Source organism: Streptomyces sp. NPDC003327 (assembly GCF_053589515.1).
In genome coordinates this window covers 1-22,837 of sequence record NZ_JBSFSA010000041.1, presented here as the reverse complement: position 1 = coordinate 22,837, position 22,837 = coordinate 1, and the positions used below count along the sequence as shown (strand labels likewise).

General features: G+C 68.3%; 17 protein-coding genes and 4 pseudogenes. 16 read left to right on the top strand and 5 right to left on the bottom strand.

What is annotated here, in order from left to right:
* Nucleotides 1–16: 16 nt before the first annotated feature.
* Nucleotides 17–220 (bottom strand): annotated as a pseudogene (locus ACWDVG_RS25390) (N-acetyltransferase family protein); the annotation flags it as partial.
* Here ACWDVG_RS25390 and ACWDVG_RS25385 point away from each other — a divergent pair.
* Together ACWDVG_RS25385 and ACWDVG_RS25380 are read left to right on the top strand one after the other, a co-directional pair.
* Nucleotides 215–726 (top strand): annotated as a pseudogene (locus tag ACWDVG_RS25385) (flavoprotein); the annotation flags it as partial. The pseudogenes ACWDVG_RS25390 and ACWDVG_RS25385 sit on opposite strands and share 6 nt — an antisense overlap.
* A gap of 296 nt (nt 727–1,022) precedes the next feature.
* Nucleotides 1,023–1,430, top strand: a complete 408-nt coding sequence (locus tag ACWDVG_RS25380; protein ID WP_382920287.1) for a hypothetical protein — start codon at nt 1,023–1,025, stop codon at nt 1,428–1,430.
* 180 nt (nt 1,431–1,610) lie between these two features.
* Here the strand turns inward: ACWDVG_RS25380 and ACWDVG_RS25375 are convergent, their stop codons facing one another.
* Complete coding sequence (locus ACWDVG_RS25375) at nt 1,611–2,879, bottom strand: PIN domain-containing protein (RefSeq protein ID WP_382920289.1); 1,269 nt, start codon at nt 2,877–2,879, stop codon at nt 1,611–1,613.
* Between the two features lie 736 nt (nt 2,880–3,615).
* Between ACWDVG_RS25375 and ACWDVG_RS25370 the strand changes: the two genes are divergently transcribed.
* Together ACWDVG_RS25370 and ACWDVG_RS25365 are read left to right on the top strand one after the other, a co-directional pair.
* On the top strand, nt 3,616–3,849 hold the full coding sequence (locus ACWDVG_RS25370) for a DUF397 domain-containing protein (protein WP_451702167.1): 234 nt from the start codon (nt 3,616–3,618) through the stop codon (nt 3,847–3,849).
* A 93-nt stretch (nt 3,850–3,942) separates the two neighbouring features.
* Complete coding sequence (locus tag ACWDVG_RS25365) at nt 3,943–4,872, top strand: Scr1 family TA system antitoxin-like transcriptional regulator (RefSeq protein ID WP_451702165.1); 930 nt, start codon at nt 3,943–3,945, stop codon at nt 4,870–4,872.
* Between the two features lie 17 nt (nt 4,873–4,889).
* On the opposite strand, the gene ACWDVG_RS25360 is transcribed toward ACWDVG_RS25365, so the two are convergent.
* Both ACWDVG_RS25360 and ACWDVG_RS25355 read right to left on the bottom strand, forming a co-directional pair.
* Nucleotides 4,890–5,696, bottom strand: a complete 807-nt coding sequence (locus tag ACWDVG_RS25360; protein WP_397998467.1) for an SAM-dependent methyltransferase — start codon at nt 5,694–5,696, stop codon at nt 4,890–4,892.
* Nucleotides 5,697–6,553: 857 nt separating this feature from the next.
* Nucleotides 6,554–6,820, bottom strand: a complete 267-nt coding sequence (locus ACWDVG_RS25355; protein WP_451702164.1) for a hypothetical protein — start codon at nt 6,818–6,820, stop codon at nt 6,554–6,556.
* A gap of 626 nt (nt 6,821–7,446) precedes the next feature.
* Between ACWDVG_RS25355 and ACWDVG_RS25350 the strand changes: the two genes are divergently transcribed.
* Nucleotides 7,447–8,202, top strand: coding sequence for an HNH endonuclease family protein (locus ACWDVG_RS25350; protein WP_382920302.1), 756 nt, complete (start codon nt 7,447–7,449; stop codon nt 8,200–8,202).
* Between the two features lie 310 nt (nt 8,203–8,512).
* Nucleotides 8,513–8,692, top strand: coding sequence for a hypothetical protein (locus ACWDVG_RS25345; RefSeq protein WP_381409198.1), 180 nt, complete (start codon nt 8,513–8,515; stop codon nt 8,690–8,692).
* A gap of 123 nt (nt 8,693–8,815) precedes the next feature.
* Here the strand turns inward: ACWDVG_RS25345 and ACWDVG_RS25340 are convergent, their stop codons facing one another.
* Nucleotides 8,816–12,715 (bottom strand): hypothetical protein, encoded by a 3,900-nt coding sequence (locus tag ACWDVG_RS25340; protein WP_451702161.1) that lies wholly within the window; start codon nt 12,713–12,715, stop codon nt 8,816–8,818.
* 520 nt (nt 12,716–13,235) lie between these two features.
* On the opposite strand from ACWDVG_RS25340, the pseudogene ACWDVG_RS25335 reads away from it, so the two are divergent.
* The 10 genes and pseudogenes from ACWDVG_RS25335 to ACWDVG_RS25290 all read left to right on the top strand — a co-directional run.
* Nucleotides 13,236–13,583: pseudogene (locus ACWDVG_RS25335) on the top strand (MBL fold metallo-hydrolase); the annotation flags it as partial.
* Nucleotides 13,584–14,069: 486 nt separating this feature from the next.
* Complete coding sequence (locus tag ACWDVG_RS25330; RefSeq protein ID WP_451702158.1) at nt 14,070–15,608, top strand: integrase; 1,539 nt, start codon at nt 14,070–14,072, stop codon at nt 15,606–15,608.
* A 77-nt stretch (nt 15,609–15,685) separates the two neighbouring features.
* A complete protein-coding gene (locus ACWDVG_RS25325; protein WP_451702157.1) occupies nt 15,686–17,326 on the top strand; it encodes a hypothetical protein in 1,641 nt (546 codons plus the stop codon).
* Nucleotides 17,323–19,443, top strand: a complete 2,121-nt coding sequence (locus ACWDVG_RS25320; protein ID WP_451702156.1) for an integrase — start codon at nt 17,323–17,325, stop codon at nt 19,441–19,443. Before ACWDVG_RS25325 ends, ACWDVG_RS25320 begins: the two co-directional genes overlap by 4 nt.
* The gene (locus ACWDVG_RS25315; protein WP_451702155.1) at nt 19,443–19,844 is read left to right on the top strand and encodes a hypothetical protein; all 402 of its coding nucleotides are present in this window, start codon (nt 19,443–19,445) and stop codon (nt 19,842–19,844) included. Before ACWDVG_RS25320 ends, ACWDVG_RS25315 begins: the two co-directional genes overlap by 1 nt.
* 125 nt (nt 19,845–19,969) lie before the next feature.
* A complete protein-coding gene (locus ACWDVG_RS25310; RefSeq protein WP_451702153.1) occupies nt 19,970–20,641 on the top strand; it encodes a uracil-DNA glycosylase in 672 nt (223 codons plus the stop codon).
* 349 nt (nt 20,642–20,990) lie between these two features.
* Complete coding sequence (locus ACWDVG_RS25305) at nt 20,991–21,248, top strand: hypothetical protein (RefSeq protein WP_451702151.1); 258 nt, start codon at nt 20,991–20,993, stop codon at nt 21,246–21,248.
* A gap of 41 nt (nt 21,249–21,289) precedes the next feature.
* Nucleotides 21,290–21,460, top strand: coding sequence for a hypothetical protein (locus tag ACWDVG_RS25300; protein WP_451702150.1), 171 nt, complete (start codon nt 21,290–21,292; stop codon nt 21,458–21,460).
* A gap of 40 nt (nt 21,461–21,500) precedes the next feature.
* Nucleotides 21,501–22,191 (top strand): annotated as a pseudogene (locus tag ACWDVG_RS25295) (transposase family protein); the annotation flags it as partial.
* 172 nt (nt 22,192–22,363) lie between these two features.
* Nucleotides 22,364–22,792: a hypothetical protein gene (locus ACWDVG_RS25290; RefSeq protein WP_451702148.1), complete on the top strand. Its 429-nt coding sequence runs from the start codon at nt 22,364–22,366 to the stop codon at nt 22,790–22,792.
* The last annotated feature ends 45 nt before the right edge of the window (nt 22,793–22,837 follow it).

Sequence of the window (22,837 nt, the reverse complement as noted above, 5' to 3'; positions counted from 1 at the left end):
CCGCCTGGCACGCGGGTCAGGAGACGGCAGGGCTGCGCCGCTCGACAAGCATGACGCCCCGCCACGCGCCGTGGTGTCGGCCGATGCGCTCGCGGGTGCCGATCACCCGGAAACCGGCCCTCTCGTGAACGGCCAGGCTGGCGGCGTTCTCGGGGAAGATGCCGGACTGAATGGTCCAGATCCCGGCCGCCTCGGTGGAGGCGATGAGTGCACCGACGAGGGACACGCGGATGCCGTCACCTGCTTTCGCACCGAGGCCATCGAGCGCGACGGGGACCGGCCCATCCTGGTGGCCGAGGACGGACGACGCCTCGAGCCGGTCAACGAGGTCATCGTCCTCACCGGCTTCCGCCCTGACCTGTCCTTCCTCGACGAGCTCCGCCTCGGCCTCGACGAACGCCTCCAGGCCCAGCCGCCCTGGCCCCGCTGATCGACCCCAACCAGCACTCCTGCGGCACCGTCTACTCGCACGGCGCGAAGGATCTCTCCCACCCAAAGGAAGGCGTCTACCTGGTCGGCATGAAGTCCTACGGCCGCGCCCCGGCCTTCCTCGCCCTCACCGGTTACGAGCAGGTCCGCTCCGTGGTCGCCGCCCTCGCCGGCGACCACGAGTCCGCCGAGCGCGTCGAACTCGCCCTGCCCGAGACCGGGGTCTGCGGCGGCGCCGGCCTCTGCGACCAGGCCGAGAGCACCGAGGCGGCCGACGGCTGCTGCTGCGCCCGGCCCCGGCGCCGTCCTGCGGTTCGTGACCGCACTGAACACTGCGGCGGACGGGACCGCGACCGGGACGGGGGTCCGGTCGCGGCCCCGCGCCGTGCTGACCTCGCGTACACCTCGGTCCAGTCCCGGCGCAGCGGCAGGCCGACAGCGGCGGCCTCCCGGTATGGGCGTAGCTTCGGCGGCGGCCGGACAAGCGGGGGTGGACGTCGGTAGGCATGTTGTCCTGATCCACCCCCGACCCGGCTTCACCCTGGGATGATCAGGTCGTTACCGGACAGCAGCAGTAGGTGAGGGGGAGCGCGGTGTGGGACTTCGCGGAACTCAGCGAGGAGGCCGGCAAGCTGGGAGGCCCTGCTGCCCTACGGGCTGCTTACATCGAGAAGGGGTTCCAGAAAGCCGTTCAACTGGCTGCCCAGAGCATCCGGCAGGGGCGGATCCAGGGGTTCGTCGGTGGTGTCTTCGCCTTCGGTGTGTCAGCGGCCGGGTGGAAGGCGTTCAAGGCATACCGCGACCGCACCGAGGCCGCGGCCCCGGCCGCTGATACTGCGCCTGCGGCGGAGGAGGTCGTTCTCGCGGAGGCTGAGGCGGTGATCGCGACTGCCGAGGCCGCGACGGTGATCGATGAGCCGGAGCCGGACCCCGCCGCCGAGTCCTCGCCCTCGGCCGCGGCCCAGCCCGCCCTTGCGGCTGGCGAGCAGCCCAGCGCATAGGGAGGACGTCGTCGCCCGCCTCGGCCGCTCCCCGGACCGAGGCGACGCGGTCGTGATGGCCATGGGCGGAGAACCTCGCGCACTCCGCCGTCCAGGCCCCCACTCGACGCAGCGGCCGGCCGACGTCCGCCTCCCGGTACGGGGGCAGCTTCGGCAGGGGGGAGGACGCCGGTAGCCCGCCTACTCCTTGCCGTCGGGCTCCTTCGGCAAGTCACGGACGGCCTCCGCGATCCGGTCGTTCAACTCGCGGGACGTTGCGCCGTCGCCGAGAGCGCTGCTGATCGCCTCCTCGACCGGCGACAAGTCGGGGCCCAGCTGCTCGACGAGACGGGCCAGAGTGACCTGCATCGCCGGAGAGTTGATCAACGAGGCAAGGTGTACCTTGCCCAAGAGCCGCAGGGTCTCCTCCGTCGTCTCGGGGAGCGCCGGCACCTTGGGAAGGTCCTCCTCCGAGATCGGGCCCGGCCGCCGGAAGTCGAGAACAGTCATGGCCTGGTCCGCAGCCGTGCTCAGCAGGACCCGAGTCTCCCAGGCATACGCCCGCTCCTGCACGGCACCACGAACCACAGTGTCGTCCCGGAGTAGCCACCGCACCCAGGCTGTGAAGTAGTGGTGGCTGCCGACCTGGCGGCCACTCACCTCCAACACCTTGTCCAGCGCCACCGCGTTCGGCGACCAGTTGGCGGTGGCCCCGTGCATCCTGCGCATGTCGCCGTTGGTGGCCGAGGGCAACGGTGTGCCGGTGACGATGCGGTAGCGCCTGGAGGCGCTCCTCGCCGAGGCCAGGACCGTCGAGTGGCTCTCCTCGGTGTCCACGAGCGCACGCACGTCGTCGGCGCTGGCCTCCACTTCCGTGGCGAACTCGGTGACGACATCGTCAAGCGACGTGAACAGGTGGAACCGGTGCTCCATGCCGGCGATGTCCTTCTGCATTTCCGGCAGGAGTCGGCCGTCCTCGGACATGTCCGAGTCGTTGCTGACGAAGTAGACGGTCTCGTCCTCGTGTGCCTTCGCGTACTCGACCGCCGTCAGCCAGATCGCCGCGTCCCGGGCCCCGGTCTTGTGCTTACCGCTGTTGACGGTCTTGCACGGGGCGATCTGGTTCGTCTCCCGGTACAGGGCTTCCTGGTAGGCCGTGTGGGACGTCTCCAGGACTTCCGTGACGGACAAGTACTTAACCCGCCAGTGACTGCGCACGCGCTCGGCGGGCCACCGCTTGGGGTGGTTGACGTGTTCCCAGGGGGTGGCCTTCCGGAGGTCTTCCACCGCGTCCATCGCAGCCTTGTGCTTCTTGGCGTAGTTCAGAGCCTCCTGCGCGGCGATCTCCTCCACGGCGATCCACGGCGTGCCCACGCGCTCTACGCGTGCGGCCCGGATAGCGCGGAGGACGTCCGCGACGGGACCTCGCAGAGAGACCCCCTTGATGATGTTCGCGTCCAGGATGATCAATGCGGGGCGCTCCCGTGTTCCTCGGCTCCGAGTAGTACGGCTCCACCCTCTCAACTTCTGATCACTCGGGGAGGAGGAATTCCGGCACCGGCGGCTAGGGCTCCTCGGCCAGCAGCTCCAAGGGCACGAACGTCACGCCGTGGACTGCGTACTCCGGGCCGGGACCGTAGATCACGGTCTCCCGGCCTTCGTGAGTGTCCACCTCAAACTGACACAACAGGTGCCGTACCGGCTGAGCTCTTCCTCGTCGTCGACGTCGTTGAGGTCGAGGTGAGGTGGTTCAAGGCCCGTGTACATGGCAGCTCCTGGGTGGCGCCGGTCCCTTCACTGTGCCCTCGGCTCCGGAGGGGTGCATCCTGAGGGCTGTCGAGCGCCCCCTGGCCGGTGGCGAACCTTCGCCTGGCTCCACTGTCAGCGGCGCCCGACGCCGTCCGGTGAGGGCCTCTACGTTCCCTGATGCCCCGCGGCATTGAAACCACCATCTGCCTTCGGCCATTTTGTTGAGCCATCTCGGCTCACCCTCTGAATTCATGTCATTATCATATTTTTTCTTTCCGGGTCGCTAGAAGAGCCCTTTCGGGGGACGGCGGCAGTGCCCTGCGGAGGCTAGACTTCCGATCACTTTCGCGGGGGCGTGAAAATTTCGCAAGCTAGCGAAAGTGCAGGAGGGGCGACTCGGGAGAAGTCGCTTGGGCAGGACATCGCTGCTGTTCAGCGGCAGGAGGAAGGGTGAGCTGTGAGTGATATCGCCAACGGAATCGGTGCCGGCGAGCTGGTGGGCGCACGCTGGGTGAAGGCCAAGGCGAGCGACGGGATCGGTGAGTGCATCATGCTTGCCAAGGTCGGAGAAAGTGTCGCCATGAGCAACTCTCGAGATCCCGAAGGGCCGGCCCTGATCTTCACGAAGAGCGAGCTGTCTGCTTTCCTTGACGGAGCCACCAAGGGTGAATTCGACTGGATGACTGACTGAAATTCTCTGGCCACGGGTTGCGGTGGGCCGATCGGGCGAATAATGCTGCTCGCGGGACGGTGAGAACGCCGCCCACGCACGAGGAGTAAACACATGTCCGGTCAGCTCGCTTTCCTTCCCGGCGGGCAGGGGAAGAAGCCGTCGAAGACCGCGTCACACCCGGTGGCGCGGTCTGTCGGCGCGTTGATGCGCTTCCACCGCCATCAGAGGGGCTGGAACCAGGCCGAGGCCGTCCGGGCAGTGCCCGTGATGGGGTCAGTGCCTACGCTGAGCAAGTACGAGACCGGAACCACGAAGCAGGACCCCGTGAAGGTCGAGGCGTTTCTGCGTGTGTGCGGCGCGCCGCCCTGGGTGCTGGAAGAGGCCGACCGGAGCCTGCGGCGGATCGACAACTCGCCGGCCTGGGCCATCGCATCGGACGTCGTCGACGAGCCTTTGGCCGGCCTCTTCGCCATGGAAGCCATCTCCAAGGTCATCCGCACCTATCAGGAGAGCGGCATCCCCGGCATGCTGCAGACTCGCGCCTACGCCAAGGCGCTCATGATCGACTATACCCGAGCCCAGTCGAACCCCGAGCGCCAGCGCATACTCCAAAGTCTGATCGACCGACGGCTCAACGTGCGCCTCCAGCGCCAGACCTTGCTCGAAGAGGACGATGCCCCCGTCTTCGAGGCGCTCATCGCCCAGCACGTGCTGACCATGGAGGTCGGAGGCCGTGTGGTGCTGCGTGAACAGCTCCGGCACCTGTACAACCTCGCGGAGAACCGGGGGCGGATCCACGTGCGGATCCTGGCCGGCGTGGGCGGAGCTATTCACCCCTCGATCATCCTGCTCAAGCCGCATGAGGAATCCGTCGGCCGCGCGGTCTACCTGGAAGCCAGGAACCGCGGCGGCGAGCTGCTGGTCGAGGAAGACGACGTCGAGATGTACCAGGCGGCCCTGGACGACCTGTGGGAACAGGCTCTGGACAAGCGGGAGTCGATGAAGTGCCTGGCCGATCACATCGACAGGCTTGTGGACTAGCGGCCCGCCCCGAGCCGCTACCTGATCCTTGCCACCCCGCCGTATTCCACCCACTCCTGGCTTCGCTGCCGGGGGGCCAGGTCGCTGTCGGGCCTCCACAGGGAGACTTCGCAGGGCTGCTCGGCGCCGATCAGCTCCAAGCCCTGAAAGAGGCGGGTCACCTCGCTTATCGAACGGACCTGCCCCCACTGGCCGCCGGTGATCTCCGCCATGAAGTCAGTGATCTGTGACCGGAGCTCCGCGTCGTCGCTCGCGAGCTGTGAGACGACCAGGTAGCTGCCGGCGGGCAGCCGCTCGGCCACCCGCCGGATCAGCCCCCACGGGTCGTCGCTGTCAGGGATGCAGTGCAGCACGGAGACGAACAGAGCGGCCACCGGCTCGTCTTCTCGTAGCAGCCGTTGCACCTCAGGGGCCTCGAAGATCTCGTCCGTGTCACGGAAGTCGGCCTTCAGCACGGCCGTCGTGTGGGGGTCCTCGGCAAGCATCCCGCGCCCGTGGGCGTAGACGATGGGGTCGTTGTCGATGTAGACGACCTCGCTCGACGGGTCGACCTCCTGGGCGACCTGGTGGACGTTGGGTCTCGTAGGCAGACCGGACCCGTGATCCAGGAAGCGGCGGACGCCGTGCTCGCGGGCAAGATGCCGCACCGCTCTGACGAGAAAGGCCCTGTTCACCTGGGCCAGTTCACGTGTACTGGGCGCCATTTCCAGCAGCGTCTCACACGCTTCCCGATCGACCTTGTAGTTGTCGGTCCCGCCGAGAAGATGATCATACATCCGTGCAACGCTGGGCTTACTGATGTCAAGGATGAGCTTGCTCCCCACACTTTCCCGGCCGCGCGCGCCCCTGTGGTACGCCGGTTTTCCGAGGGTGGAAGCGCCATGCTAGGAGGCCGGTCCGACCCACGGCTACCCGCTTTCGCGGACTCGTGAAACTTCTGGAAGCTGATGGGGCACCGGCTTGGCTGGAAGTGCCCCGGCGCACAACTTTCCAGGTCAGGGCGCATCCGACGGTGGCATATGCGAGACGTGCTGGAAGGCGGCGGCCCTTCGCAAGGCGCTGCGCCTGAGCAGTTCAAAAGCGGTGGGGGTGATTCCCATTGCGTGGCCCGCCTGCTGTGCGGACAGGCCGAGCCGGTGATGCAGTACGAGAGCGTCCACCTGGCGCGAATCGAGGGTTAGCTGAAGTGTTCGCATGGTGAGCGTCCGACTGGAGGCCGTGGTCGCGCCGAGCAACCTCCAGGCCAGGGCGGACGGCGCCGGGCTCCGCAAGGCGGTAGACCACTGGGCGCGCAGTTCACCGAAAGCCGCGCGTGCCGCCTGCTCCCCCGTTGTCGGGTCGCCCGTGACAATGCCGGCATACCGGCGGTAGACCTCCCAGTGCTCGCAGCAAAAGGCGGCGTAGGCCGCAGCAGCGCCAAGAGCAGGTTTGACTCCGGGCAGCGGAAGGTCGGGCCATGCCTCCAGCCCGCTGTCAACAGCGCCAGGTCGAGAGGGAAGAAGCCGCATCCCCGTCATGGTTGTCTCGCAGCCGGTAGGCCGCGGACGTCCGCAACGAGATGGAGGAGTCCGCGGCAAGGTGAGCCCCGAGCCTTGCCCGCGCGTGGAGCAGGGCTCGGGACGGGAACGGCTGCCGTCTCCATCGAGACGACAGCCCGCTTCGACCAGAGAGCGACAGGGCGTCAGGCGCGACGTCGGACCCGCAGACGGACGAACCCGCTGCGGTCCATTGCGGCAGCGCAGGTGATGCCGAGCAACACCTGTGAAGGCGCGGGCTGCTCCCAGAAAGCGGGAGCGACGATGGCGCCGAGCGTCAGGAGGGAGCTGAACCGAAGAGTCGTCATGCTGACGCTGGCTACGCTGGTTTGCAGGATGGTTGAAACCGGAATGCTAACCTCGGGCGCTGCCGGGAGAATTCGCGTGAGCTTTCGGCGGACGTGCTGCATCATGCCCTTTTCCTTACGTCGGGGTGTGGTCCGGCGCGGCGGTGGGGCCTCGGGGCTGACGCCAACCAACCCGGGGCCCTTTCCGTGCCGTCTCAAACGCTAGCTTCGAAGACTCAGGACCTGAGCTGAAGGAAAATCGCGAAAGTGGAGCCAGGAACTCCATACATGGGCAGCGGTGAGGTGCGGTGAGGCTCCCTAGCGGGCAATCCTGAGCGCATCAAAGCCGAGAAGGGTCATCAGTGATCGAATATGGCCGGAAAACCCTTCGTAATCCGAAGAAACGCCGGTCATCTCTTGCGGCGATCTTCACTCTTTTGGGTGGGATCGGCGGGGAGTTGCCGACGGCTCGGAAAGTCGCGCTGATCTCGTGCGCGTAGTGCTGGAAACACCTGACCTCCAGCACGTCCGATGGGTATGAGCTTGCGCTAACACTGCTGCGTCATCGGCTCGGTCATCTGAACTTCCGCGCCAGCTGCCCCCGCAGCTGGACGCGGCTGGCGGACCGAGTGTGAATGCGGTCAACCTGGCTCCAAGCGTGATCGTTTCTGCGGTGAATCTGTCGCTCGGACGGCGGACGAATGTACCGCTACCGGCATGTCGCAGCGGTCGGGTCGGCAAGCTCTGCGTTCGTGATCAAGAACTTGCTCCGCGGGTCCACCGCGCTTCTGCTTGCCCTCGGCACCCTCACTCTTCCCGCCACGGCCACCGCCACGCCGCTCGCCCCCGGCCCGGCGGTCGCCGACAGCACCACCCTCCCGCAGGCAGCCACTGGCGCCCCGGCTCCCCTCGCCGGCGCAGGTGCGCTGGAGCAGGTACTGACACTGTTCGACGCCATCGACCGCCTCCCCATCGCCGCCGAGCATCGCGAGGGGTACGACCGGCGCCTGTACAGGCACTGGAACAAGGGCCTTAACGCGGCCGACGGGTGCAACACCCGCAAGGAGGTCATCCTCGCCGAGGCCGTCGAAGCGCCCCAGGTCGGGGAGCGCTGCGCGCTGACGGGCGGGTCCTGGCTCAGCAAGTACGACAATGTCACGGTCACCGACGCCGCCCGCCTCGACGTAGACCACTTCGTCCCGCTCGCCGAGGTCTACGACTCCGAACAGGCCCCGTGGAGCCCGGAGCGGCGTGAGGCGTACGCGAACGACCAGGACAGCCCCGACACCCTGATCGCCGTCACCGCCGCCTCCAACCGGTCGAAGGCCGACAAGGACCCGGCCGAATGGCTGCCCTCGGACGCCACCTACCACTGCGCCTACGCCGCGACTTGGGTCGGCACGAAGCTGCGCTGGGACCTGGCCGCAGATGAGGCGGAGCGGGAGGCGCTGCTGGGTCTCGCCGAGGACTGCCCGACGACCGTCGTCGCGTACGAGCCTGCCGGGTAGTCGTTGGTGGAGGCTCGTCGTGCGGTGTACGCCAGCACCGTACCCGCTGGTTTCTGCGTTGATGAGGTGAGCCACGCCGTTGCCTCTGCGTGGAGCGGTGGCCCTGCTGGCTCGTCTCTCAGGTGAGGAGCGTGATCGTGCGCTCCGTGCTCTGGACGACCCATCCCGGCGGGGGACTTCGGTGAGTGCCCAACGGTTCGTACCCTTGCCGCCCAGACGATGCCGTCCTAAGGAGCGCGGAAGAGCCCGCCACCCGATTAGGTGGCGGGCTTCGTCGTTACCCGCCAGCCGCCAGCGGGGTTGTCTGTCCGTGGATGACTTCGCTGACGCCGACTTTCCGTCCGCCCCTCGCCTGCCGCTGCTGACGGCGGCGGAGGCCCGTGAGGCGGTGGGCTACCTGCAGCTCCTGGAGCAGTTGGACCTCACGCCCGCGGGCGAGGCTGCCGGCCAGCTGGCGGCGGATCTGGCTCGGCGGCTGCCTGCGGACTAGGCAGGCTCACATCTCGGACCAGGGCTCACATTCCTGGATGCACTCGGCATGCTTCCACGCGCAGCAGTTGCCGCCGCGCGGCGTGCCTCGATCGACGAATTCCGGGCTAGTGGCGGTTCCGGATCAGGTGGGGTAGCCGGTGCGGCTGCGCTGCTGCATGCCCCGGAAGGCCGAGGCGGAAGTGTCAAGGCGTTCCAGCGCGGTGGTGGCGAACGCCTGCACCAAGGCGTCGGGGTGGGACTTCAGCTTCTCCACAGCCTCCCGGCGAGGGCGGATCACGGCATCCAAGTCGGTGAAGACGGCGTTCACCGCGGCCAGCCCGTGCAGGATCAGCTCCTGGCTTTCAGGGGCCAGGCCAGCAACCAGGAGCTCTGGGACAACCTGTACCCAGGTACTGCTCGACCAGGCCAGGTGAACCGCCTTCGCTGCTCGACGGCGTGCGCTCGGCGGTCCGTCGGCCCACTCGACTAGTGCTCGAGACCAGGCGTCGGTGTCCTTGCCGATCGTAGTGAACGTCTCACACAGTGCGTCTTGGACGGAGTCGTTGAGGGTGGTGGCCGGTGCTGTCGACCAGCGCTGCTCGAAGGCGGCTGTGATCTCGTCACGCACCGCAATGTCCAGGCTCTCGAGGTGCTCCGTCCAGGGAGCTGGCACGCGGCGACCGCTGAGGACATGTCCTGCCAGGACCTGGGCAAACCGCTCAGGCGACCGGCGAGCGATTTGGATTACTCCGTGGCTGATGAGGCCCATGCTGTCGTTGTTAAGGAGGCCGGTGGTGTCGGTGGTGAGCCCCCGCTTCAGCACGGCCACGCAAGCGTCCACCGCTGCGGGGTCTACCGGTGTGTTGGAGTGGAGCACCGTGCCGATCGCCTCCAGTACCGCAGGAACCGCCTGATCCGGCCCTTGGGTGCCCAGCAGGGCCAGGCGCTCCAGCCGGTCCTCGGCTGATCGCGTGCAGTGCCACATGTGCCGGGCGACCTGTGTGCAGATGGCTGCCGGCTCAGTGGCCTCGGTTCCGGTTGCCGCGTCCGCGAGAGCGCGAAGGAGTTGCGCTTCCTGTTCGGGGTGATCGTCCGCCATCGCGAGTGCGAGCCCCGCGAGCCTGGCGTCACCCGAATGTTCCGAAACCCACTGCCAGACCCGGTCCGTGTGCTGGGTCGCCAGGCCGGCCAGCAGCGCAGCATCCCCTGGCAGTGGCCCGCTGGCGATGCGGTCCAGGACGGGATCAGCGTCAGTCGCGCTCTCGCCTACCGCTGCGGCGAAGGCCGGGAGCACCTCGTGCGCCGTACCGAAGCAGGAGGGATCGGCGGCTTCCAGCAGGCCGATGGCCTGAGCGGTGGTCAGCTGACCGGCCAGCGTGATGGCGGTGGACTTCTGAGTTGCGACGTCCTCGGCCCAGGTGGCGGTGAAGGTGTTGGGCGGCTGAACGACGAGGAGGTGCAAGAGCCCCGGGTCGCTGAGTGCCGCCACGGCGATGGGCTCGCCGTTGGCTGCAGCTCCTGCAAGGTCGGTCCGGCGGGTGCCTGTTCCGAGCGCGGCCTCGACTGCCCGTCGCCGTACGGACAGCGGAAGGTCCGTCCACCGCGCGGCGATCTTCTCGGCAAACCTTGAGGCGGCCTCCATCAGGATCTGCTCGGCGTGCGCGGGCAGCGTCTGGTGGTGGTTGCCGGGCAGGCCGCGGCCCGCGGCCTGGCGCAGCTGCTCGGGTACGGCGACCAGCGCGTTGAGGAGGTTCAGGTGCTCGGGCTGGTGCAGGGCCGGTTCGGCGAGCAGCGGTTCGAGTAGGTCGAGGGCCTGGTCGAGCTGGTGCCGGGTCTCAGGAAGGTCAGGAAGCGCTGCGGTGCTGATGCTGAGAGTGTTTGCCTGCTCGGGCGTTCCGCGCTGCACGAGCTCAACAGTGACAGTCAGGTAGGGCTGCAGGGCCGCGAGGAGGACACGGGCGACGGACTCGGGGCCCCGCTTGGCCGCATCCGCGGGGTCGAGTCCCAGTGGTGGTTCGTCGGTGCGGTCGCGGACCCAGCGCGAGATCGCGCCGAGCAGAGCGCCTCGGCGGTCCATCAGTACTTGTCCGTTGTGCCAGTTGCTTGGACCTGTCCATGCATGGAACGTGCGCAGCAGGGTGTCGGGCTGGTGGCCGCCGAAGACAGGCCGGGCGGCATCCACCAGCCAAGCGATGTCCAGCACGGATGCCACGGCCGCCGGGGTGGTCTCGGGGTTGGTGCGCGCTGCCAGTCGGGCGAACTCCTCACACAGGCGGTCCAATTCGAACCGATAGTAGGCGACGGCATCTGTGTCGCCCCAGAGCTGCTCGGAGGCCGGCACCGGCCATCGCCGGGCCAGCCGTTCGGTGAGCTGCGGGAGAAGTGTCGGATCAGCGGGGGCGGCCTGGGAAGCGAGGCGAACGACGCTGGCCCAGTGGCCGAGGTGGGCGTCTTCGGGGAGCAGGCCGAGCACGAAGGTGGTGATCGCCGAGGCAGCGGCCTGGTTGCCGCTGTCGCGGGCTGCGGCGGCCAGCACGCCGATTTGCGGGTCGAGCCGCCGCGTCGCGGCTTCCAGAACGTCCGCGTGCTCCTGCGGGGTGAGCCCTGGGGCGAGACCCGAGTGGGTGGCCAGGCTGCGCAGGGCTGCGTTGGTGTCCAGCCGGACCATGGCCCCCGGAGTGAGGGCGTCGGCCAGGACAACGGCGGCGGCAAGGTCGGGGCGGAAGGTGTAGGGCGGTGTGTCCACCAGCCCGGCGTCGGCAAGGTTGTCCAGGATCCGGTCGAGCCGGTCGGGCTCAGATGGCAAACCGGAGACCGCGCCGTGGAGAACGGCGATGTCCTGACCTCCGTGGTGCCCTGCCAGGTCGCCGGCCTTGGTCAGCAGAGAGAGGCCGACCGCGACCGTCCGGTGCAGGCCAGGGTCGTCCAGCGCCCGGAGCCTGTCGGCGACCAGTTCCCGTAGAAGGTCGGAGGCGTCGCCCCAGTCGAACTTGCCATTGGACAGGGCCACCTGGCAGGCGGTGTGGGCGAGCAAGGGATTGCCACCGGCCAGGGTGATGACGGCCTGTCGGAACTCCTCCCTCTGAATCCCGTGGTCCGTGATGATGGTGTCGATCTCCGGGCGGTCCAGCCGGCGAAGCACGACCGGGGCGCCGACGTGGTTCTCGGCTCCGGCGGCGTAGAGCGTCCGGTCGCGCTGGCCCGGGCGAACAGTGAGGACCAGTCGGACCCGGTCGAACCGCTGGTCGGCGAGCATCGCGGCCACCGCGGACAGGCTTTGGCTGCGATGGGCGTCGTCGACCACGAGGATCAACGGAGCGTCCAACCCCACCTCTGTGAACGAGTCAAGAGTGAAGGGAGCCCCAGAAGGGACGACCAGGGTTGTGGCGACGGACCGGGCCGTCTCGATCGCGATCCTGGTCTTCCCGCAGCCGCCAGGGCCCTCCACCACGACGACCCGGTCCTCAGAAGACTCCGGGGCGAGGCGGGCGCGGAGCTGATTCCCGATTTCGGCAGTGCCGCGGAGCTCAGCGGCCATCCCCGGCACCGTGCGGGAGAGCCGATTCAGGTACACCTCCGCAGTGGCCAGGGCCCTGGGCCGGCGCGGGCGGACTCCCAGCTCGGCCTCGGCCACCCAGCGCAGGTCGTCCGACTCAAGCTCGACGACGAGATCGCCGAGGTCGATGATCTCCAGGTTCACGCCGAAGTCGTTCTTCGCCCGATCCCTCTGTTTCTTCTTCGAGATGTCGTTCGTCGAACGGTTCGTCACGAAGATGGCCGGCGCGGTACGTCCGTGCTGCTTGTGCTTCTCCAACTCGATGGTGAGCTTCGTGGTCCACGTACGCTGCATGCTGACCCACAGCGCGACGTCGATCTCGTCCTCGAACAAGGGGCGATCGTAGCCGTCGAGGCCGGTGTCACCGGTGGCGCTGGTGAGGCGGAGAAGGGGGTAGCGCTTCCGGAGTACTCGCAGGGCCACCCGTTCCAGGGCCCGATCGTCCGTGAGCTGTTCCAGCGCCATCTTTGCGGTTTCGTACAGCACCCCTCGCCCCCTCCGCCTCACTGAGACCTGTGCGGGACCATTCTCCTCCCCCTCGCTGCCGGACCCTCTGACACGGAGGATGCGGGTGAGGTGGTCTGAGTCGAAGCGTCGCGAAGCGTACGCGAACGATCAGAGTGCTGCGGCGTCGCTGGTTGCGGTGACGGCACGCTTGAAGGGGGTGAAGGCCGATCGGGATCCGGCGGAGTGGGTGCCTCCGCTCCCCGAGGCCTGCTGTCGGTACGCGGGGGAGTGGATGGCGGCGAAGCTGCGTTGGAGACTTGTCGCCGACCAGGTCGAGGCGGACGCGCTGAAGGCGTACCCGACCGGGCGGCTGTCCCGCGCCCTGTATCCGTTCGCCTCGCGGCGGGTCGTACAGGCGTTCACGAAAGCGCGCTCACAGGGGGAGGAGGAACGGCCGATCAGTACGCGCCGACGGGGCGTCGGGCCTCTGGTGACTCCAAGAATCAAGAACGGCTTCTGGCCCAAGAACCACACGGACTATACGCCGATGCCGGGCGGGTGGCCAGACATTCATATGACGCCCGCGCAGGGGGTCCAGGCCCATCTTGACCTGCAGGGAGGTGCTCCGACCGGTGTGATGCTGCCGATCCATTGGGGGACCTTCAACCTGGCGCCGCACCCGTGGGCGGAGCCAGGGGAGTGGACGAAGGACGCGGTCGAGGAGGTCGGTCAGGCGGTGGCGTTTCCTCGTCCGGGTGAGCCGTTCGAGCCGGCCGCGAAGCTGCCCGCGGATGCTTGGTGGCGTGGCGTGTCTCAGCCGATCAATCATCCGTGGCGTCGGTCGAAGATGGCGCGGATTCCTGCCGAGGCATCTGCGCACGATCTCGACCTGGCGGGTGATCGGTGACGTCAGGTGAAAGCGAGTTGGACAGGGTCGTGGCCATGCTGGCTGGTTTTTCAGCCGAGGAGCGCAATCGTGCACTGCGTGCTCTTGACGGTCCGCCCAGGCGGGAGCCTCCCGCAAGTGCCCAACGATTCATGCCGTTGCCTACCAGAGCGAGTTCATCCTCCGTCACTGTGCGAACACGAATCGTGAGTTTATGAGCATGTATCGGAGGAGCCTCACTGGGTTGGCGACGGGGCTGATCCTTCGCCCTTCATCGGATCGTCGGTGCAGCTGAAGCGCTGAGCATTTCACCTTCCCGCTCCCCATGCGGGTGAGCGTGAAGGTGGCTGCAGCAATTGTGTCATTGGCATAGCCGCAGCAGGAAATAATCCCGGCACCCCGCGGCGTTAGCGTTCGGCAATCGTTGAGTGGGGGTGGCTGAGCCTGAAACTGTTCGACGCGACTTCCCTGATGATTCTGTGGGTTCACGCATCAGGGAGGCGTCGGTTGGCCGAGTGGCAAGTGGTGTGGGTACCGGATCCGGGCCGCTGGGGTGTCCTCCCCGATGAGGATGTTCTCGGGGTTCGGGACTTGCCGGCAGCGGTGGCCCGGATCGGTCTTCGGCCTGGTGATCCGGTGTTCGTGGGGCCGGACGGCACCGTCGATGCGGGGCTCCTGGAGTTCGTCTTGTCCGACTCGTTCCGGCGCTTGGAGCGGGAGACGAAGGGGAACTACGCGACGGACATTCGGCCGCTGTTGACTTTCCTGTCCTCGCGCGGGGTTTTCTGGCGAAGGGCGAGCCGCAGGGATCTGGCGGATTACCGCGACTGGCGGTGCCGGGCGGTGGAGAACCCGAAGCGCATCGGCGGGACGAAGTGGAACCGGGAGGCAGCCGCATTCACCAAGCTGTTTCGGTGGGCGGGGGTTGAGCCGCTGCCTGTGGACGTCGGACGGCGCGAGGACCGGGCTGCGGACTCTGTCAGCTCCAACGTGCTGTGGCTGACGCCGCGGACGTGGCGTTTGTGGTCGGACATCGGGCTGCGCGGCCACCTGGGCCTCGGGTTACCGGCGGCCGGGTGGGAGTCGAGGACCGAGCTGCGCAACACCAGCTTTGTCCAGCTGCTGCTCGGCTCCGGTCTGCGGCGCCAGGAGGGCGGCTCGCTGCTCACCTTCGAGGTGCCTGTCGAGAGGCTGCGCCATGGCCGGTACTGCCACGGGCAGATCGCCGCGGCCGTCACCCGGGCGAAGGTGGGCCGGGTCTTCTACGCCACGGTGGAAGCGGTCGGGCAGGTCGAGGCGTACATCGCCTCGGAGCGCGCCTGGGCCGTCCAGCGCGCTCAGCAGCAGGGCCGGTACGAGCGTCTTGCCGAGTTGAGGCTGGTCACGGGAGTGAGGCGGGGCCGCAGGCCGGTGGTGGAGTGGGTAGACCGGCACGGTGTCGCAGGCCGGCAGGAACTGGGGCGTTTGGGGTGGCGGGAGCGGCAGTTGCTGTTCGTCGACGGCCCGGACGGACCGGAGCCGGCCTGGCTGTGGCTCACCGAGCAGGGCCTGCCGATGGCGCCGGAGCGGTGGAACGGGGTCTTCAGTCAGGCCAACCAGCGCTGCGAGCAGGTCTTGCTCACCGCCCCGGAGAGGATGGTGGGACGCGGTCTGAGGCTGGCGGAGGTTCGTGGCCGGAGTCCGTACGCGACGCCGCTGGCCGCCCGGCATTCGTACGCGCTCTACATGCTGGTCCTGCTGAACACGCTGCTGGAGTCCCGGCTCGGGTTGACGAAGGCGGATCGCCGGGATTTCGCGATGCTGTTCGGTGATCCGTGGTGGTTGGTGAAGACCCTGCTCGGACACGCCGATGTGGAGACCACGAAGCGCCATTACCTTGCTCCGGTCGCGCACCTGGAGCTGGAGTCGGTCCTGGCCGCAGGATGCGCCGAAACCGCTGGGGTGCGTCCTGCAGAGGACCTGGACGGGGTGTTCGCCTGCCTTGCCCGCGAGTCGCAGGGTATCCAGGACATCGACATCCTGCTGGCCGAGCGGGCGGACGGATGAGCAGGCGGGGGCGCCGGGCCACTATGCCTCCGGCCGGACACCGCGCTGCCGAGCCGCTGGCTGCCGACGAGCTGGTGGTGACCATCGCCTCGGGCGAGGACACATACTGCCGGTTCGACTTCGCCGGCCTGCCTGTCGCCGAGCCGATGCAGCGTTCCCTGGCCCGTTTGTTCGCCACCAGGTCGGCCCGGTGGAACAGCCTGGAGACCGCGACGGCCTACTGGGCGGCGCTGGGAGCGTTCGCCCGTTTTGTCGCCGAGCAGCCAGACGTGGTCGAGGACCTGGACGGTCTCACCGCCGCGATGCTCAAGCGGTGGCGGGCCCGGAACATTGCCACCAGCGGGGGCATCAGCCTCATGCGTCACATCAGGCCGCTGTTGAAGCTGGACGAGCGGCTGGCCGCCGGGCCGGTTGCCGAGGAGCTTCTGCGGCGTCTGCCCACCCATCCCTCGAAGCGCCGGGCCTTCGACGCCCAGGAGCAGCACCACGTGGTGCTGGCCGCGCAGCGGCAGTTCCGCGCTGCGCTCCTGCGGGTGCGGGATAACGCTCGCCTACTGGACCGCTGGAGGTCCGGTGAACTGCCCCGGGGCAGTCGCGAAGCGCGGCTCGGTGCGCTTCTCGACCACCTGGCCCGTACCGGCCATCTCCCCGACCACGACCGTGCAGTGAGCTCCGAGCGGAGGCTGGTGGGCGGTACGAGCTGGGAGGACACTTGGGGCCGGCTGTATCTGGACCGCTCGGAGCTCACTGCCCTCGGCGTGCTGCTGACTCACCGATTCGGCTGGAACCTGTCCGTCTACGAACGTCTGCCCGCACCGACCACAGCGCCGTCAGCCGGTACGGGCACGGCGCCGGTCTACCGGATCCAGGTGGAGAAGCGGCGCCAGGGCGGCGGCCGCTGGTTCTTGACGGAGAACGTGGCCGACACCGGCCCGAGCTCGCCCGGGCGGCTGATCGCCCAGGCGCTGGAGGCCACCGCCTTCGCCCGCCGTCTCGCCGCCGTCCTCGCTCCGGGAACGGACCGGCTGATGGTGGCGCGCCGGAACCACCCCAGCAAGTCGCATCGCGACCCGCTCAGGCCCGCCTTCCTCGGCCCGCTGATCGTCGGCATCACCGACGGCGACGCGCAGAAGTGGGGCAAGGCGAAGGGGCTGTCCGGGTCGCCGTTCCAGCGCAGCCGCCGCGCAGCGGTTATCCGCGAGGGCCGCCCGCTCCAGCACGCCCCGGGCACGTACGAGAGCGTGTACGTACTGCCCGACGAACAGGTCCAGCACACATCACGGGACGTCTTCACCGAAGGCGCCCACGAGGCCCTGGCCCAGGCGCGGGCCGCTGTGTTCGGCGGCCGGCTCACCGGCGCGGCCGATCCCGGCCACACCGCGACCGCCACCGCCGACTGCGCGGACGAAACCTCCAGCCCCTGGCCGGACGGCGCCGGGGGCTGCGCGGCGGATTTCCTGCTGTGCCTGGGCTGCCGCAACGCTCACGTCCACCCGGGCCACCACCCGCGCCTGGCCTACCTGCACCAGGAACTGCGCAGTCTGCGCTCCGTGCTGCCCGCCGAGGTCTGGCACGCACGGTGGGCAGAGCACTTCGCCCGCCTGAACGACCTGCGCGACAAGACCGGCCCGCCCGCCTGGGATACAGCCAGCAGCCGGGCCGACACCGACGACCACACCCTGGTCCACCTGCTGGTGAAGGGAACCCTCCGGCCATGACCACCGCCCAAAGCGCCGACGACGACCCTTACACGCTGCCCATGCCCACGCCGGAAACCCCGGTGGTGCTGGCGAAGTGGATCAGCCCCGGCAACACCCACCCCAACTCCACCTACCAGGAACCCGTCTGGTCGCTCGCCCCGCTCATCGACAACCCTGCCAGCGCGCTGCCCCGCATCTACTGGAAGAACTGCTCACCCTCGCTGCGCGGTCAGCTGAAGCTGACCGCCTGGACGATGATCAACGGCTGGCTGCGCCCCACCTACCTCCACACCCGCGGCGTGCAGGCCAAGGCCCGCACCTCAGCCGGCGATCTCTACGCCACCTGCACCGAGTGGATGAAGCTCGCCCGCTGGCTCGCCCAGCAGCACGTTACCGACCTGGCCGGCTGCACCGACACGCTGTGGCGGGCCTACGCCCACGAGCGCCTGGCCACGGTCTCGCGCGCCACCGGGGCGCTGACCTGCGCCCGCCTGACAGACCTGTGGGCCTTCGACCGGCTCTCCGCCGCCCCGGCCGGTATCGCCCGCCCGCCGTGGGACACCGAAGGGGTGGACGACTTCCTGCCCGCCGTCGGCGGCGCCCGGGCCGAAAACGCCACCGAGCCCCTCGACCCGCAGGTTCTCGGGCCGCTGCTCATCTGGGCCATGCGCTTCGTCGACGACTTCGCCGGCGACATCCTCGCCGCCTCGGCCGAACGCCGCCGGCTGCTCGGTCTCGCCCGCACCAACCAGGGAACCCCGGCCACCGCGGCCGCCCTGGAAGAGTTCCTGCTGCCACTGGTGCGTGACGGCGGCCCGCTGCCGGCCACCGCGGGTACAGGCCGGCCGCTGCTGGCCAGGTCCTACGTCGGCGCGGTCACCGGCGCCAGCAGATGGCAGGTCCTCCAGTTCGTCGAGCAGTACGGCGTGGGCGATCTTGTGGCGCAGAGACCTGGTCCCTGCCCGATGAACGTTCCCGTCCGAGGATCGCTCGACGGCAGGCCCTGGCGTACGGCCATGGACTTCCACGATGTGCCCCAGCTGATGCGCCACCTCAGCACAGCGGCCGCCATCGTGTGCCTCTACTTGACCGGCATGCGTCCCCAGGAGGTCCTGAACCTGCGCTCCGGATGCTGCCCCGACCCCGAACCCGACGACACCACGGGCCGGCACCTGATCCGCTCCCGCCACTTCAAGAACGTCACCGACACCGACGGCCATCACCTCTCCGCCGGCGAGATCCGTGCCGTCCCCTGGGTGGCCATCACACCGGTCGTCAACGCCATCCGCGTCCTGGAACAGATGGTGCCCGCCGGGGAACTCCTCTTCAGCGCCGCCCACCACAGCGGCCGGCCCGGCGGGTCCCTGCAGACCGGGGGCCTGAACCTGCGGATCAACGACTTCACCACCTGGGTCAACCACGAGGCCACCGCCCGGGGCCTCACCGGCCAGCACATCCCCGACGACCCCCACGGCCCCATCAAGGTCAGCCGCTTCCGTAGGACCCTGGCCTGGCACATCGCCCGCCGCCCCGGCGGCCTGATCGCCCTGGCCATCCAGTACGGCCACATGCGCACCGTCCTGGACGCCCGCACCTCCAGCCGCTACGGCACCCGCAGCCGCGGCGGCATCCACACCGTCCTCGACGTCGAGACCGCCCTGGCCGCCGCCGACACCGCCGCCCGACTGCGCGACCAGCTCGCCACCGGCGAACGCATCTCCGGCCCCGCAGCCAGCCGGGCCCTCACCGCCGCCGCCCAAGCCCCCCGCTTCGAAGGCCGTATCGTCCCGCGGACCTTCGTCCACAAAGCCCGCGCCTACCTCGCCCGCGACGGCATCGTTCTCTACGACAACCCCGACACCCTGCTGATCTGTGCCTTCCAGCACGACACCGCCCTGTGCAACCCAGGCCCCGGCACAACCGGACCCCGCCAATACGACTGCCGCCCCGGCTGCGGCAACACCGTCCGCACCGACACCCACGCCCGCCTACTGCGCCAGCGCGCCGCCGAACTCGACCAGCTCGCCGGGCACCTCCCCACCCCGCTCGCGAGGCGCCTGCACACCAACGCCGACCGGCTCCGCGACACCGCCACCACCCACGAAGCCACCGCACAGAGTCCCGAGGCCCCGTGATGAACACCGACCACCAGGCCGAACGCACCCGCATCCGACAGGCCATGGACCGGCTCCTTACAGGCCAGGCTACGGTGTCCAACGGCGGCCTCACCTCCACCGCCCTCGCTGCCGAGGCTGGTGTCCACCGCATGGCTTTGATGAAGCGGCACGCTGACCTGAAGAACGAGTTCTTCGAACGTGTCCGCACCGAGACCGCTCAAATCCCGGAGGACGAGAAAAGGCTGCGCCGAACCGTCGCGCAGCTCAAACAGACCGTGGCCGACCGAAACGCCGAGATCCAGGAACTGCGCCAGCAGATCACCCGCCTCACCCTCGCTGCAGCAGTCCTCACCCACGACCGCCCAGCAGCACCTGCAGCGGACATCAGTAACGTCCTCCCCTTGCGAGGACAGTCCTGAGCAACGCGGAGTGGTGGCTGCATCGTCCCCTGAACACCAGAGCCGCCCGGAGCTTCCGTCGTTACTCGTCCTCCTGTGCCTGCTCCAGGAGCCCGCCGTCAGACATGCCCGGTAGGGTCCCCGCGATGGCGGAAGTCGGCACAGGAGGAAGCATGGCGAGGCAAATGCGCGAAGAGGCGTTCCGGATAGAGCAGGAGCAGGGGCGCTATGCCCCCCATGTACGTCCGGTCAACGAGATGGTCGACGCTTTGCGCGACCAGGACGGGCGTGGCTGGATGCCGCATGTCGCTCCCTGGCACGGGGGCGTGGAGGCGCGCGTCCTGTCGATCCTCCGGGACCCGGGCCCCAAGACGCAGGAGGGGGCCGGCTCGGGATTCCTGTGCGTGGAGAACGACGATCCGACAGCGGAGCTTCAGGTCCAGCTCTTCGAGGGGGCGGGGATCGCACCGAGAGATGTCACTCCCTGGAATGCCTACCCCTGGTACATCAACCGCTCGCCGAAGGTGGCCGAGATCCAGGCCGGCATCGAGGTCCTGAAGCAACTGCTGGAGCTGATGCCGAAGGTCGAGGTCGTGCTTCTCCAGGGCGGCGAAGCCCAGGACGCGTGGCGCCGCCTGCTCAAGACGCATCCCGGAGCTGTCCGCGAACGGAGTCTGAAAGTGGTCAGCACCTACCACCCGGGACGGCAGGCTCTCTTCACGCCGGACCCGGAGGAACGGGCCCGCCGCGCGCAGCACAGAGTCGACTCCTTCCAGACCGTCGGTGACCTGCTCCGTGGATCGGTCGGGGAGCCGTAGAACTCCACCGCGCCCACACCACTCGGGGAGGACCCGACGAGGCGCCAGACGAGCCGTCCGACACAGCGGACCGTGTCACACGTCGTACAGCTGTCGCTACCCGACCGGACGGCCCGCGAGGACACGTTCGACCAGGATCCGCCTGCCGTGAACGGTCAGCCGGGCATTACGGTGGGACACGAAGACCTCCGGTGTGGTGGAGCCTAGACACCTTCACCACACCGGAGGTCTTCGCCATGATCAAGGGCAGACAGGTGTCAACAACGCTCGTGATCAATACACCTAGCCCGTCCCATCTACAGGGCGGGGAAGATCAAGAAACGCAGAAGTTGCCGGAGAGGCGGGGACCGTGAAGGTGAAGAGGAAGGCGCTGCGCGAGGCAGAGATACCCGGCTGGGAGGTGCTGTACGACGCGGCCGATCCCCGGCATGCGGCGGCCGGCACTGAGTACCTGCGGCACATCGGCGAAGGGACCGCGCCGAATGTGTACGCCTTGTGGTGTGTGAAGCATCGCGTGGCGCGGGTGCTGGCGCACTTCCACGAGGACCGGGAGCTGATCTCCTCGGGAGTCTGGTGCGTCGAGTGTGTGAAGGCTGGCGGCCGGTGAGCGGGCAGGCCAAGCCAAATCCAGGAGGGGCATGCTGCCTGGTGATTTTCGTGATCTTCGTGATTGCCGTCGTCGCTGGCGCTTTCAGCGGGGACGACGAACCGCAGACGAACCGGCAGCGGTGCGAGGCGGAGTCATCGCAGGAGGTGTGGAGCTTCGACGACTGCAAGAAGATGTTCCCGGGTGAGCGCGGCATCAGCGGTTGGGACTAAAGAATGTTGCAGAAGGCGCAGTTCTGGGCATTTTCCCTGTATGGGTGGGGTGTTGCGGGCTGAGCCGGTGTGGGTGGAGACGTTCACGGGCTTGCGGATGGATCGGTTCGCGAGGCTGGTGCAGGTAGTGAAGGAGCGGGGCGGGAATGGCCCCTGGTGGTGGCCGGCCGTGGTGTCTGCCGCTGCCGGACCGGGTGCTGCTGGTGGCCGTGTACTACCGCACGAATCTCACCATGCGGCAGCTGGCGCCGCTGTTCGGTGTCTCGCCGGCCACGGTCTGCCGGGTCGTCCAGCGGCTGCGTCCGCTGCCGGCGATCGAGCGGGCTCCGCGGCCGGTGGCGGACACCGAACGGTTGTGGATCGTGGACGGCACTTTGATCCCGGTGCGTGACCGGAAGGTCGGCGCCTCATCCCGCAATTACCGGTTCTCGGCGAACGTGCAGGTCATCATCGACGCGGACACGGGTCTGGTGATCGCGGCGGCCCGGCCGGCGCCGGGCAACAAGGCCGACGCGCATGTCTGACGTGGGTCGGACCTGCCCGCCCTGGCGGCGGGCACGACCGCAATCGCGGATGGCGCCTACCTCGGCACCTGCCTGATCGTCCCGCACCGCAAGAGAGCCGGCCGCCTCCTCCTGCGCGGGCAGGAGGAGGACAACTCCGAGCACCGAAGGGTGCGAGCCCGTGTCGAGCACACGTTCGCCCGGATGAAGAACTGGAAGATAGGCCGTGTATCGAAAGTAGATCTTGGACTATGAATGATCATGGTTCATGGGACGGGGAGATCTCACGGACGAGCAGTGGGTAGTGCAGGAGCCGTTGTTTATAGGCCCACCTGCAACGATTCGCCAACGGTGCCGGATTTTCCGCACGGTTGACGACGGGACCGTGCAGCATCGCGGCATGGATGGAGCAACAATTATCACCACGGTGCTGCCCAGCGCCGTCGCCGTCGTCGCGATCGGGGGGTCCTACGCAGGCGCTAAGCGGCAGGCACAAGCGGCCGTCGAGGCGGTACGCCGGGGACATCAGCGGACCGCGTACAGCGACCTCATCCGGGCGGCCCGCACCTACTTGAGGGAAGCCCGGGGCGCGATGCCCGCGGCGGCGAAGCTGGACGAGAACATCGGCCAGACCGGGCACTTCGACGGGCACGGAGTCTACGACGCCAGTGCCATGCTGGACGAGACTGAGATCGCGCGGCTCTCGGCGAAAATCACGTCTGTGTCGACCGACATAGAGGCAGTCGAGGCGGCGGTGTCGATGGTGGAGCTGGAGGGGCCTAGAGCCTGTCGTCAAAGTGATCTTGGGTTGTGGATCATGGTGGGGTGATACGTCGCCATGAACTGTCCGATGCCGAGTGGGACCTGATACGCC